The 13,201-nt window shown below is 74.1% G+C and carries 18 protein-coding genes; 5 read left to right on the top strand and 13 right to left on the bottom strand.

The window, feature by feature from the left end; genetic code table 11:
* Positions 1-112 precede the first annotated feature (112 nt).
* The gene (locus ACYVKY_RS01155; RefSeq protein ID WP_460433153.1) at positions 113-820 is read left to right on the top strand and encodes a DUF6308 family protein; all 708 of its coding nucleotides are present in this window, start codon (positions 113-115) and stop codon (positions 818-820) included.
* 149 nt (positions 821-969) lie between these two features.
* Here ACYVKY_RS01155 and ACYVKY_RS01150 read toward each other — a convergent pair whose 3' ends face one another.
* From ACYVKY_RS01150 to ACYVKY_RS01130, 5 genes are all read right to left on the bottom strand, one after another.
* On the bottom strand, positions 970-1,224 hold the full coding sequence (locus ACYVKY_RS01150) for a hypothetical protein (protein WP_460433152.1): 255 nt from the start codon (positions 1,222-1,224) through the stop codon (positions 970-972).
* Between the two features lie 303 nt (positions 1,225-1,527).
* Positions 1,528-1,926 (bottom strand): hypothetical protein, encoded by a 399-nt coding sequence (locus ACYVKY_RS01145; protein ID WP_460433151.1) that lies wholly within the window; start codon positions 1,924-1,926, stop codon positions 1,528-1,530.
* Positions 1,927-2,102: 176 nt separating this feature from the next.
* On the bottom strand, positions 2,103-2,603 hold the full coding sequence (locus ACYVKY_RS01140; RefSeq protein WP_460433150.1) for a hypothetical protein: 501 nt from the start codon (positions 2,601-2,603) through the stop codon (positions 2,103-2,105).
* 57 nt (positions 2,604-2,660) lie between these two features.
* Complete coding sequence (locus ACYVKY_RS01135) at positions 2,661-3,218, bottom strand: hypothetical protein (protein ID WP_460433149.1); 558 nt, start codon at positions 3,216-3,218, stop codon at positions 2,661-2,663.
* A gap of 139 nt (positions 3,219-3,357) precedes the next feature.
* The gene (locus ACYVKY_RS01130; protein ID WP_460433148.1) at positions 3,358-4,299 is read right to left on the bottom strand and encodes an alpha/beta hydrolase; all 942 of its coding nucleotides are present in this window, start codon (positions 4,297-4,299) and stop codon (positions 3,358-3,360) included.
* A gap of 79 nt (positions 4,300-4,378) precedes the next feature.
* On the opposite strand from ACYVKY_RS01130, the gene ACYVKY_RS01125 reads away from it, so the two are divergent.
* Positions 4,379-4,618, top strand: coding sequence for a thioredoxin domain-containing protein (locus ACYVKY_RS01125; RefSeq protein WP_460433147.1), 240 nt, complete (start codon positions 4,379-4,381; stop codon positions 4,616-4,618).
* An 8-nt stretch (positions 4,619-4,626) separates the two neighbouring features.
* Here ACYVKY_RS01125 and ACYVKY_RS01120 read toward each other — a convergent pair whose 3' ends face one another.
* Positions 4,627-6,348, bottom strand: a complete 1,722-nt coding sequence (locus ACYVKY_RS01120; protein ID WP_460433146.1) for a SpoIIE family protein phosphatase — start codon at positions 6,346-6,348, stop codon at positions 4,627-4,629.
* Positions 6,349-6,392: 44 nt separating this feature from the next.
* Between ACYVKY_RS01120 and ACYVKY_RS01115 the strand changes: the two genes are divergently transcribed.
* Positions 6,393-7,097, top strand: a complete 705-nt coding sequence (locus ACYVKY_RS01115) for a hypothetical protein (protein WP_460433145.1) — start codon at positions 6,393-6,395, stop codon at positions 7,095-7,097.
* 186 nt (positions 7,098-7,283) lie between these two features.
* On the top strand, positions 7,284-7,931 hold the full coding sequence (locus tag ACYVKY_RS01110) for a LuxR C-terminal-related transcriptional regulator (RefSeq protein ID WP_460433144.1): 648 nt from the start codon (positions 7,284-7,286) through the stop codon (positions 7,929-7,931).
* 41 nt (positions 7,932-7,972) lie between these two features.
* On the opposite strand, the gene ACYVKY_RS01105 is transcribed toward ACYVKY_RS01110, so the two are convergent.
* From ACYVKY_RS01105 to ACYVKY_RS01075, 7 genes are all read right to left on the bottom strand, one after another.
* Positions 7,973-8,170: a hypothetical protein gene (locus ACYVKY_RS01105; RefSeq protein ID WP_460433143.1), complete on the bottom strand. Its 198-nt coding sequence runs from the start codon at positions 8,168-8,170 to the stop codon at positions 7,973-7,975.
* Positions 8,171-8,172: 2 nt separating this feature from the next.
* A complete protein-coding gene (locus tag ACYVKY_RS01100; RefSeq protein WP_460433142.1) occupies positions 8,173-8,610 on the bottom strand; it encodes a hypothetical protein in 438 nt (145 codons plus the stop codon).
* 149 nt (positions 8,611-8,759) lie between these two features.
* Positions 8,760-9,002, bottom strand: coding sequence for a hypothetical protein (locus ACYVKY_RS01095; RefSeq protein ID WP_460433141.1), 243 nt, complete (start codon positions 9,000-9,002; stop codon positions 8,760-8,762).
* A 43-nt stretch (positions 9,003-9,045) separates the two neighbouring features.
* A complete protein-coding gene (locus tag ACYVKY_RS01090; RefSeq protein WP_460433140.1) occupies positions 9,046-9,591 on the bottom strand; it encodes a GNAT family N-acetyltransferase in 546 nt (181 codons plus the stop codon).
* A 32-nt stretch (positions 9,592-9,623) separates the two neighbouring features.
* The gene (locus ACYVKY_RS01085; RefSeq protein ID WP_460433139.1) at positions 9,624-10,910 is read right to left on the bottom strand and encodes a fibronectin type III domain-containing protein; all 1,287 of its coding nucleotides are present in this window, start codon (positions 10,908-10,910) and stop codon (positions 9,624-9,626) included.
* A 184-nt stretch (positions 10,911-11,094) separates the two neighbouring features.
* Positions 11,095-11,265, bottom strand: a complete 171-nt coding sequence (locus tag ACYVKY_RS01080; RefSeq protein ID WP_460433138.1) for a hypothetical protein — start codon at positions 11,263-11,265, stop codon at positions 11,095-11,097.
* Positions 11,238-12,386 (bottom strand): alkaline phosphatase family protein, encoded by a 1,149-nt coding sequence (locus tag ACYVKY_RS01075; protein ID WP_460433137.1) that lies wholly within the window; start codon positions 12,384-12,386, stop codon positions 11,238-11,240. The genes ACYVKY_RS01080 and ACYVKY_RS01075 overlap by 28 nt, the downstream gene beginning before the upstream one ends.
* Positions 12,387-12,517: 131 nt before the next feature.
* Here ACYVKY_RS01075 and idi point away from each other — a divergent pair, with 131 nt between their 5' ends.
* On the top strand, positions 12,518-13,126 hold the full coding sequence (idi, locus tag ACYVKY_RS01070; protein WP_460433136.1) for an NUDIX hydrolase: 609 nt from the start codon (positions 12,518-12,520) through the stop codon (positions 13,124-13,126).
* The last annotated feature ends 75 nt before the right edge of the window (positions 13,127-13,201 follow it).

Raw genomic sequence — 13,201 nt, 5'->3', positions numbered from 1 at the left:
CGGGTGCGAGCGGCTGGATCGGCTGGGCGTCGGCGTCGTCGCCGTACTCATCAGACTTAAGGCCCGGACTTCGGGAGCACGGAGGCGCCTGACGCGAGGCCCAACGAACGTCATGATGGATCGCATGCCTAGGCCGACGGATATCGACAGTGTTCGCCGAAACATTCGGGAGATCGTCGAAAGTCCGCATGCAGCTGCCCTTACGGCGGCCTACTTCGACGCTGACGGAGGCTTCGCCGGCGCACTTTTCGACGGTCTCGACCCGAGTGGGATGCTTGCGGACAACCCCCGCGATCACTTTGTTGTCGACGACATCCTCGCTGCCTCGTTATTGGACGTCCGGTACGGGCCGACGGCGGTTCGCACCCTGCTGGGTTCCGCACCTCTCCATGAAGCACTGCGGGCGGTCACGCTAGACCGGCCTTTGTGGGAAGCCTCAACAGCGGATCTTGACGGGGCCATCCTGCTCTGGCGACTTGTGCGTCAGATCGACGGCGTCGGGCGTACGCGGGCCAGCAAGCTGTTGGCTCGGAAGCGCCCGCATCTCGTGCCCATCGTCGACTCCGTGATAGCCAAGGCCCTCGATCTAGGAGACGAGTCCTGGATCCCCTTGAGCGTGGTTCTGCGTGACGGGCAGCTGCGCGAGACGATCGAAGCGCTGCGTCCAACTCACGTCAGCACCCGGATCAGCATTCTTCGGCTACTAGACGTCGTGGCATGGATGACGCGGAGCCGGAGCACGTCAGCCGTTGCAGTTCAAGTGGCCGTAGGTGCGACTCCCGCGAGATCGCTGACGGCGCCTCGCCGCTCGACGGGTTGACCGTCGCCAGTGGGCCGCAACTGCACCTTGAGAGTTCGGTAGTGATGGTCGCCTCGCTCGAAGACCTGCCCCACTCCGCCGCGAGCGGGTCCACTTCGGATCCGCGGCTCGTTTCGCTGCGGCAATGCGCATCAGCAGCGGATCCGCCCTCAGGCCGGCTCCAGCGTCACGTGCAGCTGGCGAGCGGAGAAGCGAACTTGCAGCGCGGCTACATGCAGGTCGAACCAGTCCGGCTCGACGTAGTTGAACAGCGCCACTTGCCCGGGCGGAACCGGTGGCTCGCTCCAGGCCTCGGGGTCTTCGTCAGCGTGGAAGTCGGTTACGCCGATGAAGCTGAAACGGATGACCGGGGTAGCGGCCGCCTCAGGCGGGGTCCATTCGGGGTCGTCGTAGATGAACAGCATGGACAGCGTCGGCCCTAGAGAGCCGATAGTTGAGGCCGAGAAACGTCGCGTCATGCAGCCGGACCGGGACATTTGTGTCGGTCCAGAACTCGTACAGCCCAGCATGCGGAATGATGCCGCGCCCAGGTCGGTCGCTGATGCCGTGGAACTCGGTCACCGGTCCAGTGTGGCGTCCGCCGCCGTCGAGACGCGGCGCGGTGACAAGAGGACGCCGATCGGAGCCGTGTCCTTCCGCCGCGAGTCGGCGTGCGTAGTGCCCTGTGCTTGACCGTCTGCGTCGACCCGAACTTCATGTTCGGACGATCAGCTACGGGAGCGATGCGCGCTGCCGGCCCGTCGTTCACGCACGAGGCGAACGATCGCGTAGATCACCTGAGCGACCGAAGCGGCGATCCACACCGCGATGAATACCCGGGGGATGCCTGTCGCGGCGACGCTTGCGCCAATGGCGAAGGCCAGGATCAGAACACTGACGATCAGGACGGTGCGCGCGTCCTCTCGATCGAACAACCAGTGCTTGGGCACACGTGATGTTCGCACGCCGCCGTAGCCGACGTGCCCCACTTCGCCGCCTGCCGGCGCTGCCCCACACCGCCCCGTGCCCATACGCTCGATCGCATGAGTGCGCGAGCCGCCTGGATAGCTGCCGCGCGCCAAGTCGTTGAGTCCGGCGTCGTGGATGTTCAGTGCCCCGAATGTCACGAATACAAGCTGCAGGCACGATGGATGCCTGCGCTTGCCCACGATGAGGCGGGCCGAGGCGAGTACCGGCTGCGCTGCCCCGGTTGCTCGGCGGAGAACGTCGTCTTGGTTCGAAGCCGTGGCGGCCTGTAGCGACCTCGTGCAACACAGGTGCGTCACAGCGCCGCCGGCGGGCGTCAGAGGTCGAGCACGAGAGCAAGCGCAGCATCGACACGCTGCACCTCGTCGAGGGTCACGTAGCCCGCTTGCTCAGCGAGCCGGCTGAGGTCGACCGTCGCAATCTGGCCGTACAGACCAAGCGTCGGCTGCCCCCCGATCTCCAACCTCCGAGCGGAAGCTCGTCGGTCGAGCACTGGTGCTCGTGAACGCCACGACCCACGTGCGCAGTGCGAGCCAGTCGGGTGGGAGGACAACCGCGTACCGCCTGCCTTGCTGTTCGTGGACGTTGCCGCGAGCGGGCAGTCGGTAGACCTCATCTCGGCGAGGTCGACGGGATCAGCGGCGGTGGCTCGGGCCTCGGCGGCGGCGAGCTGGCGTCGCTCGTCGCGCTGCAAGGCGGCCAGGGCGGTGACGATGACCTGGTCGGCGCTGAGGTGTCGCGATGCGGCGATCTCAAGCCGCTGGTCGCGGGTCCGGGCCTGGACCTTGACGGTGGTCGTCGACATCTGCCAGTCCACTGCCGGTAACCGTCCGATCATCCCTCCCCTTGCGGACGGTGCTCGACCTGTCCGGCGTCAACCCACGGGCGCAGGAGCGCCCTCGTACTGCATCCGGACCGGGATGCCGTTCACCTGCAGGGGGATCGGGACCGGGCTGACGGCTCGGGGCGGCACGAACCAGTGACGGACGCCCACCACGATGGTGCCCGTGCGGTGGTCCGGACCGACCGCGCTCGCCACGGAGCGCACGGCCGGGTCCCCGCTGAGCGTGTCGACCGCCGCGGCGAGCTCCGCGCGCGAGACGTCGCCCTGTCGGACCTCCACGTCGCCGGTGAGCCCGCGGTCCGCGAGGACGACGACGGCCTGCTCGGGCGTGCGGGTGACGGTCGTGACGACCAGCGTCTCGTCGTCGACGTAGGCGCCTCCCCACGCCTCGGGCTCCTGGTCGAACAGCTCGACGACGCGGGTGTAGTCGTCCTCGACTGCTGCAGCCGTGCCGCTCTCGGCGTTCAGCCGCGCGACCTCGACCGACCCGCTGCCGGCAGCGGCGAGGCCGACGCCGAGGACGCCGAGCAGACCTGCGACGCAGGTACCGACGACGCTCCGCCGCACCGCTGCTCGCACTGACGCCACCTTCCCGCCTATCGGTCGACTCCCCGGACCGTTCCTCCACCTGGACCCGGCGTCCACCCGCCGCGACCTGCGACGAGCCCTCGTCTCACGAGGACGCGCTCGACACGGTGCAGGTTCCCGTACCCCGCCGCGGCGACCGTCAGCCGAACGCCTCGCGCAGCACGGCCACCTGCGTCGCGAGGAACTCCTGCGACACGCCCGCCGACCGGAACAGGGCGTCGAACCCGTGGAACGCGCCCGGGACGACGTGCACCTCGCACGGGACCCCGGCCTCTCGGAGCCGCTCGGCGTAGCGCAGGTCCTCGTCGTGGAACAGGTCGAGGTCGCCGACACCGATCCAGGCCGGCGGCAGGCCGGACAGGTCGTGCCGCCGCGCCGGCACCACGTACTCCGGGACGACGTCCGCACCGGGCGGACCGCCGAGGTACGACGTCCAGCCGAACCGGTTGCTACGCGGCGTCCAGACGCGTACCCCGCGGGTGTCGTGGTCGGTGCGGGTCACGGTGCGGTCGTCGAGCATCGGGTACACGAGCAGCTGGAACGCGACCGGCACCTCGCCGCGGTCGTGGGCGACTTGCGCGGCCGCGGCGGCGAGCCCGCCGCCGGCGCTCGCACCGGCGACCGCGATCCGGGACGGGTCGATCCCGAGGTCCGCGGCCCGGGCGTGCAGGCCGCGCAGCGCGGCGTACACGTCCTCGACCGCCGCCGGCCCGGGGTGCGCCGGCGCGAGCCGGTAGCGCACGGCTGCGACGACGGCGCCGAGCTCGCGCGAGAACGCGGTGCAGGTCGCGTCGTCCTGCACCGGCGTGCCGGAGACCAGTCCGCCGCCGTGCACCCACAGCACGAGGGGCACCGGCACCGGGCCCGGTGCGACGGGCCGGTGCAGGCGCACCTGCACCGGTGGGCCGCCGTCGGGGCCGGCGAGCTCGAGCTGCTCGACCCGGACGGCCGGGTCGCCCGGACCGGGACGCGGCCGGACCCGTCCCAGCAGGCCGGTGAGGACGGGCCCGAACCACAGCGGCGGGATGAACCGTCCGCGCCGCAGGTCGGGGTGGAAGGCGGGCCGGGCAGGTCGGGTCACCGGTCCAGCATCACCCGAGAACCGGCGCACGGCACGAACGGCCGGTGACACCGGCACCTCCCGGTGGGACGATCACCGCGTGAGCGAGGCCACCGTCTACTGGCGCCCGGGCTGCCCGTTCTGCCTGCGGCTGCGGGCGGCACTGCGCGTCACGCGCACCCCGCACCGGCTCGTGAACATCCACGAGGACCCGGAGGCCGCGGCCTTCGTCCGGCTGCACAACGACGGGAACGAGCTCGTGCCCACCGTGGCGGTCGGCGACGTGGTGCTCAGCAACCCCGGGGTCCGCGAGGTGCGGCGCGCGCTCGCCGCGCGCTGAACCCCCACTCAGACGTCGGTGGCGACCGCGAGCACGACGACGTCGTCCTGCGGTGCGGCGGAGAGCATCTCGTCCGCCACCGCCTGCACCAGGCCCGCCGGCTCGAGGTGCCGGTGCCGCTCGACGACCACGAGCAGCTCGTCCAGACCGGCCGCGAGGCGTCGCGAACGGCTCTCGACGAGGCCGTCGCTGAAGAGCACCAGCACCGAGCCCGGTGCGAGGTCGACGGCGTGGGTGCTGCGGGTGGTGTCGCGGACGACACCGAGCATGAGGTCGCGCTGCTCGGCGACCAGGTAGCGGGCGGGGCCGCCGGGCGGCACGAGCAGCGGCGGCAGGTGCCCGGCGTTGGTCCACTCCCACCGCCGGTTCCCGGCGGCCACCGGGGGCGCCAGCCGTCCGTGCACGAGGGTCGCCATCCGCGCGACCCCGAGGTCGCTCAGCGCGCGGTCGAGCTGGCGCAGCACCTCGGCGGGCGTCGAGCCGGGTCGGTCCCACACCAGCGTGCGCAGGATCGTCCGGACCCGGCCCATGTCCGCGGCGGCGGCGATGTCGTGCCCCACGACGTCGCCCACCACGACGTCGAGGGAGCCGTCGGGCAGCTCCTGGGCGTCGAACCAGTCGCCCCCCACCTCGTTGCGCACCGCGGCCGGGCGGTAGAGCGGGACGAGCCGCACACCCGCCACCTCGGGCACCTGGGGCAGCAGCGCACGCTGCAGGACCGATCCGACGTCGATCCGCTCCTCCAGCAGCAGCGCCCGCTGAACCGCGAGGGCGCAGTACGACGCCAGCGCCGCGGTGACGGCCCGCACGTCGGCGTCGACCACGCGCGGCGTCTCCCACACCAGGTCGAGCACGCCGTAGGTGGACCCGCCCGCCGTCAGCGGGAGGTACGCACGCGCCCCTTCGGTGCCGTCGTCGGCGACGTGGAGCGGTTCGCCGGACAGGACGACCCGTCCCTGCGGGTTCGACCCGTCCGCGGGCAGCACGGCGTGCTGCTCGTCGTCGACCAGGCGCAGCGGCTCGGGCGCGACGGGACCTGCGTCCTCGCCCTCGTCGGGCACGTCGAGGACGTCGGCCGTCGGCCGGAGCCAGATGCCGGCACGCACGCACCCCAGGCCGGTGTCCGCCGACTCGGCGGTCGCCCGGACCACCTCCGCCAGCGTCCGCGTGGCGGACAGCGACTCGCTGAGGCGCAGCAGGAGCTGGGACTGCGCGCCCGCGCGGACGGCCTCCTCGAACCGCTCGTCGGCCAGGTCGCGCAGCCGGCGCTGGGACAGCTCGGCCGAGCAGGCGGCCGCCAGGTCCTCCAGCGCGGCCAGCTCGTCGGGCGCCCACTCGCGTGCGTGCCCGTCGATCGCGCACAGCGACCCGACCACGGTGCCGAGGTGGTCGGTCACGGGGAACCCGGCGTACGCCACCACCCCGAGGTCGGGGATGGCGAGGTTGTCGCAGAGCCGGGCGTCCTCGCGCGCGTCGGCGACCACGAGCGGTGCGGAGTCCGCGACCACGTACTGGCAGAACGAGTGCGACAACGGCGTCTCGCGCGAGGTCTGGTACGGCTCGGGCAGGCCGACGGCCCCGACGAAGCGCTGGCGGTCGGGCTCGACGAACGACACCAGGGCGACGGGGACGTCGACCGCGCGGCGCACCATCCGCACGAACCGGTCGAAGGAGGTGTCGGGCAGGTAGGGCGACCCGGCCTCGGCCCGGCGTCCCTCGGTGGTGACCACGTGCCATGGTCGCACCCGCGGGCACCTGTGCGAGAGTCACCGCGGTGACCCTCCACAGCTTCCACCTCGCGACGGTGCCCGCCGCCGTCGGGGCGCGCTGGTTGGCGCACGGCCCGTCGGGCGCGAGCGTCCCCGGTCTCGACCACGCCGAGTGCCTGGCCCTGATGCGGCTCGGTGCACCGGTCGCCTCGCCCGACCGCCTCCAGCTGCGCCGCCTCGCCGTCTTCGCCCAGTGGCGCGACGAGGCCGCGCTGGAGCGCTTCCTCGAGCACGACCCGCGCGGACGGCGGCTGGCGAGCGGGTGGCACGTCCGCCTCGAGTTCCTGCGCCGCTGGTCGTCGGTCGAGGCGCTGCCCGGCCTGCCGGTGCGCGCCGGTCGCTGGGCGAGGGACGAGCCCGTCGTCGCCGTGACGCTCGCCCGGATGCGGCTGCCGCAGCTGCCGCGGTTCCTGCGGTGGGGCCGGCCGGTCGAGCGGCAGGTGCGCGACCACCCCGCGGTCGCGCTCGGCCTGGCCGCCCTGCGGCCGCCGCGGACGATCTCGACGTTCTCGGTCTGGCGCAGCGTGCAGGAGATGGAGGACATGGTGCACGGGCGCTCGGCGGCCGCGCCGTCGCCCGACCGGCACGCCGCCGCCATGGCCGAGCGGGAGCGGCGCGACTTCCACCACGAGTTCGCGACCTACCGCTTCCGGCCGCTGTCCGAGCACGGCAGCTGGCAGGGGCGTTCCGGCATCGTGCCGTCCCGCTGACGCGCGCCGCAGGTCCGCGGACGGAACCGACCGAAGGCGTGCGGATGACCGCCCTGAGGAGGTGCTGACGTCGTTCGGCGGCGAATTACAGTGGTGAGATCCGTTGTCGGTCAGTAGTGGTAGACAGCGGTTCGAACACACGTCTGCCGATCGCCCGGACGCAGACGCGGACGACAGGGGTGGGTCGTGGTCAGGGTGCTGGTCCTGCACGCGCAGGGACTCGTCAGGAGGGCGATCGAGGACGCCCTGTCGACCGCGCCGGGGCTGGCGCTGCTGGCGGCGCGCTCCGCCGACGAGGCGGCCCGCACGGGCCCGGGCAGTGCGCCCGAGGTGGTGGTGAGCGACGCGCGCACGGCGGTGTCCGACCCGTCCCGGCGACCCCTCGCGGGCTCGGGCGCGCGGTGGCTCGTCCAGGTCGGGGCGCACGAGACCGAGGTCGTGCCCGAGGTCCTGGTCGCCGGCGCCAGCGGCCTGTTCAGCGACACCGTCGGCGGCACCGAGCTCGTCGCGGCGGTGCACCACGTCGCTGCCGGCCGCGGCTGGCTCTGCCCCGAGCTCGTGCCGTCGCTGGTCCGCGACCTCGTCCCGTACCACCGCCGCCTGGTGGCCGCGCGTGCCCGCCTCGACGGGCTCGGCGAGGCCGAGCTGCGGCTGCTGGCGCTGCTCGCCCGCGGGTCCTCGAACGCCGACATCGCGGCCGAGCTGCACCTGGCGGTGTCCACGGTCAAGGACTACGTCGGCTCGCTGCTCGGCCGGCTCGGCCTCACCCGGGCCGAGGCGATCGCGCTCGCCGTCCGCGCCGAGGTCGGTCTCCCCACGCCGGCCGGACGGTGAGCCCCGGGTGCGGCGCGGGGGCCCGCCGCACCCGGGGCCCGTCACCGCGGTGGCTCCTCGAGCTCGAGCAGCCGCCGCACGACCTCGCCCACGGCCCAGGCGACCGCCACCACACCCACCGGCAGCAGCAGCTGGGTGGTCCACCCGAGCACCGCCCAGCCGACGAGCAGGGCGACGGCCAGCCCGCAGACGAGCCCGAGCACCGGCCCAGCGGCCCGTCGCAGTCCCGGCGAGGCCACGGTCAGCAACGCACCAGCGCGAAGCGGCTGCTCGTGCCCGTCGAGAACGAGAACAGGCAGCGGTTGTCCCGCACGACGGCCGTCCACCAGGTGGTGAGCGCCGCGCCGACCGTCGCCACCAGGATCTTGCAGGCCACCACGTTCTTGCAGGCGACGACACCACCGGCCGCCAGCGCCGCGATCGCCGCGGCCACCAGCACCTTCGACTCCGTGTTCGTGTACTTCAGGCCGCAGCGCACCGCACCGGACACCCGCTCGCAGTGCGGTCGCACGTACGTCCCCGACGACGCGTCGTGCTCGGCCGCGACGGCGGCCTGGGTCCGGACGGGGTGCTCGGCGGCCCTGGCCGTCGCGGGCGGTGCGGCCACCAGCAGGGCGGCGAGCACCGCGGTGACGAGGGTCAGGAGCGTGGTGCGCTGCAGGGTGCTGCGCGTGGTCATGGGTTCCTCCGGTGGGACGGGCGCCGTCCGGCGCCGTGGTCGCGGACGCCGGTCGGCGTCCCTGCGCCACGACCCTCCCCGTGCAGCCGCACCCGGGAGCACCTGCCGGGGGCGGGACCTCGACCGACTCCGGTCGGTCGTCCGTCCGCTCAGGGACGGCGGACGTCGCCGCCGTGCACCCAGCCGCCGACCGGTTCGCCCGAGCGCGGGTCGACCAGCTCGCAGTACACCGCCGGGAAGTCGTCGCCGGGGTAGGCCCACAGCACGGCCTCGGCCCGGCAGCGGCGGGTGGTGCCGTCGGCCCACTGCAGCTGCACCACGACCTCGGCGGGCACCTTCGGCGTCACCATCCGCGCCGTCACCGGCACCTCGCGCCAGAGGATCTGTCCCACCCCTCGGCGCCCGAGGGTCCGTGCCACGTCCACGTCCACGAGGCTAGGCAGGGTCGCGACGTCGTGCGACCGCAGCCCGTCCCGGCGCGTCCGGCGCGCCGCGCACCATCCGCAGGTGCCGCACGTCGTGCGCGACCTTCGTGGAGCCGTCCGGCGCGAACCCGTGCCGGCGGTAGAACGCCTGCGCCCGCGGGTTCGGGTCCGCCACCCACAGCGCCGCCGGCTCCCCCGGCTCGACGACCGCCTCGAGCAGCGCCCGACCACCACCCGAGCCGTGGTGGGCGGCCAGCAGGTACAGCACGTCGAGCTGGCGCGACCAGGTCGCGTCGTCGTCGAGCGGCGGACCGGACATCGCGATGCCGACCACGTCCCCGCCCACCTCGGCGACCGCGATCCGGTTCCCGCGGTGGCGCTCGTCGGTGAGAGCGGCCGTCCAGGACCGCTCGCGCGCGGCGGGCAGCGCGGGGTTGTCGAGGACGGCGTCGCGCATGACGCCGCGGTACGTCTCCTGCCAGCAGCGCACGTCGACCGCCGCCATCGCGGCGGCGTCCGCGGCGCGCGCGGCACGGACGCGGACGTCGGCGGACACGACGCTCGCGCCTGCTCCGGAGCTCGAGCCGGTCAGCCGGACGCGACCACCGTGTCGACGGGCGTACCCGGGCCGAAGCCGTTCAGCGCGCGCACCCGCAGCCGGAACACGTCCGACCCGGTGAGCCCGGTGACGGCGTGCGAGGTGGCCGAGGCCGACAGCTTCACGGTGCTGACCGTCTGCCACGGTCCGCCGGCGACCCGGCGGTCGACGACCACGCGGTACCCGGTGACGGCCGAGGCGCCGGGCGTGAGCGGGGCCTGCCACGACAGCTGCGCGCTGCCGGCGGCCGGCGTGGTCACCGCGACCTGGGTGGGCGAGCCGGGGCCGATCACGTCCCCGACGCGCAGCGTGACCGGCGCGCCGTTGTGGAGGATCGCCTCGTAGTAGTCGTCGTCGTAGACGGCGACGCCGATCAGGTAGGTCTTGCCGGCCTGCACGACCTGCGGGCTCTCGCAGTTCCACGGGTCGGGGTCCTGGCGCTGCACCAGGCTGATGCCGCCGGCACCCACCTCGCCCACGATCACCTGCGGGGTGGGCGTCGAGCTCGACGGCCACGCGGTGCCCAGGTCGACGCCGAGGCGCGGCATCGGGCCGGACGCCGGGGCGGTCCAGGTCCACCACGCGGTCGACCGCATCGAGGGGTCGATCGCCGACAGCCAGCAGTGGTCGAAGTCGATGAAGTCGGTGACGTCGCCGTCGGGGTCGGCCACCGACAGGTCGGCGGTGCCGACGTAGGGCAGCGACGGGATCGGCGTCGCGGCACCCTGGAGGTCGTTGACCGGCGCGGCGCCGGAGGTCGGGCTCACCAGCAGCCGCAGGTCGCCGTCCTGCCAGTAGCAGTCCTCGACCGACCAGTCGCACGCCGCCGGGACGAACCGGTAGAACGCCACGACGGCCACCGGCCGGTTGCGGGTCAGCGCGAACGGGGCGCCGCCGCACGAGAGCACCTTGCCGCTGGCGGCGTCGGTGATCGCGACGCCGGACGGGTTGAAGCTCGGGCCGCGGCCGGTGTCGTAGTACGGCGCGTCGACCGACACGAGCACGCGCTGCGCGTGCGCCGCCGGCAGCCGGTGCCACTGCGGGGCACCGATCGCGGCGCCGCCGTTGCACGCCGCGGCCACCGCGGCGTTGCGCGCCGCGTCACCCGGCGCGCCGGTACCCGTGCCGTCGACCGCGCCCGACCCCGAGAACGGGATCGTCGCCATCGGTGCGCTCAGCGCCGCCGCCGGCCGCGGAGCCGCGGTCGCCGTCGTCGCGCCCGCGGCCACCAGCGCCGCACCCAGCAGGACGGCCACCACCGCCCTGCTCGTCCTCACCGCTCCGCCCACGGCGGCACCTCCGTCACCCCTGACGCGGCCCCGACAGACCTCGTCGCCGCAGACGAGGTTACGCACCGCGCGCACCCGCGTCCTCCGAATGGCGCAGACTCCCGGGCAGAAGACGAATCCGGGTCACCGGACGCGTCCGCCCTCACCCACCCGGCGGCACGCGCGGCACCCGTCAGGGTCGCAGCACCGCGAGCGCGGCGGCGGCCCGCTGGAGCCGCGTGGCGTACTCCGGGTCGTCGACGACGTTGCGCAGCTCGGACGGGTCGGCGCGCAGGTCGTACAGCTCGCGGGCGCCGCCGTCGTACTCGACGTACTTCAGGCCTCGCTGCGGACCGCCTGCCACGGGTTCTCGCGGCGCGGGCCCTCCAGGAACACCCAGGTGCGCGGCAGGCGCACCGCAGGGTCGCGCAGCACCGGTCCGAGGTCGAGGCCCCGCGCCCGGGGCACGCTCGTCCCCGCGAGCGCGGCGACGGTCGGCGTGACGTCGAGCAGGCTGACCTGCTGGGTGACCGTCCCGCCCGGGCGGCCGGGCCAGCGGACGAAGAACGGCACGGTCACCAGCTCCTCGTAGGGGAACGCCTTGGACTCGACGCGGTGGGACCCGAACCCGTAGCCGTTGTCGCTCGCGACCACGACCACCGTGCGGTCGAGCCGCCCGCTGCGCCGCAGGTGGTCGAGCACCGACCGCACACCCTCGTCGACCGCCAGCAGCGAGCGGGCCCTGGCGGTGCGCTCGGCCGTCCAGCGGGCGACGGTCGCGTCGTCGGCGAGCGGCAGCCGGCGGATCGGCGGGGGCTTGTCCGAGACGTCCGCCTCGTCGAAGTTCGGCGGCCACGGCGCGAGCGCGACCGGCGCCGTCGCGTGCCGTGCCGCCGGGGTCGCCGGCAGGTGCGGCTGCCCGAAGGAGAGGTAGAGGAAGAACGGCGTGCGCGCGGCCGTGGCGTCGAGGAACCGCGTCGTCGTCGACGCCAGGTAGTCGGCGGAGTACTGCCCGCGCGACTCCTCCCGCTCGGCCGCCGACCCGAACGCCCGCCAGTGGTCCCACCCCGGCGGGACGTAGGTGTCGGGTCGCGTCCACGGGAAGCCGTTCAGGTACTTGCCCGCCAGTCCCGTGCGGTACCCGGCCGCCCGGACGGCGGTGGCGAGGGTGCGGCGGTCGTCGAGGTGCATGCCCTCGGAGTTCGACCGGACGCCGACGTCGCTCGCGTAGCGGCCCGTCAGCAGCGACGCGCGGCTGGGGCAGCACATCGGCACCTCGACCGCGGCGTCGGTGAAGCGCGTCCAGCTGCCGTCGCGCAGGAACGACAGCGGGGCGAGCTCGTCGCTGCGCAGGTCGTCCAGCAGCACGACCAGCACGTCGGGCCGCTCGGCCTGCCCGGACGCCGGCGAGGTCGGCGCCGGCGCCACCAGGGTCAGGGCGAGGGCGGGCACGAGGAGGGATCGCAGCAGGTACCGACGTCGCATCGCGGGCTCCCGAGGCGCAGCGGACGAGTCGCACCACGCTGCCGCGCCGGCACGCGCAGGTCAACGGGGCTGCATCCACCGGGGCCCTTCGGGCAGAAGGGGCCGGGAGACCCCGACGACCCGGAGGACCGATGCACGCCCCGACCGCGACCGCCGCCCAGGTGGTGCTCCTCGACGACGACGGCCACGCCGTCGGCACCCGACCCGAGTCGTCCGTGCACGACGCGACCACGCCGCTGCACCTCGGCATGAGCGTCTTCCTCGTCGACGAGGCCGACCGGGTGCTCCTCACCCGCCGCGCGTACCGCCGCTCGACCTTCCCCGGCACGTGGAGCAGCGTCGGCGGGCACCCCGCCCCGGGCGAGACGCTGGAGGACGCGGCGCGCCGGCGCGCGCTGCGGGAGGCGGGTCTGCGGGTCCAGGACGTGCGCGTCGTCCTGCCCGCGTACCGGTTCCAGGCGCGACGGAACGGGTTGCTGGAGAACGAGTTCTGCCCCGTCGTCGTCGCGTCGGTGCGCCACCAGGTGGTGACCGGCCACCCCGACGAGCTCGACGACGCCGACTGGGTGCCGTGGGAGGACCTGACCGACCGCGTGGGCGGGGACGGCCCGGACGTCACGCCGTGGTGCCGCGAGCAGGTCGGCCTGCTGGGCGCGCTGCCGGGGGGCCCGGCGTCCTGGGAGGCGAGCGGCGGGCAGGTGCTGCCCCCGGCGCTGCAGGTGGGCGCGCCCGTCCGCTGACGCCGGCCGGCGCCCCGCTCAGCCCGCGCGACCGGCGAGCACGAAGGCCGCGGTCGCGCGCACCCCGTCGTCGGC

This window comes from Angustibacter speluncae (genome assembly GCF_054777815.1).
The sequence above is the reverse complement of the archived record's forward strand: the minus strand, read 5'-3'. Positions and strand labels throughout refer to the sequence as shown.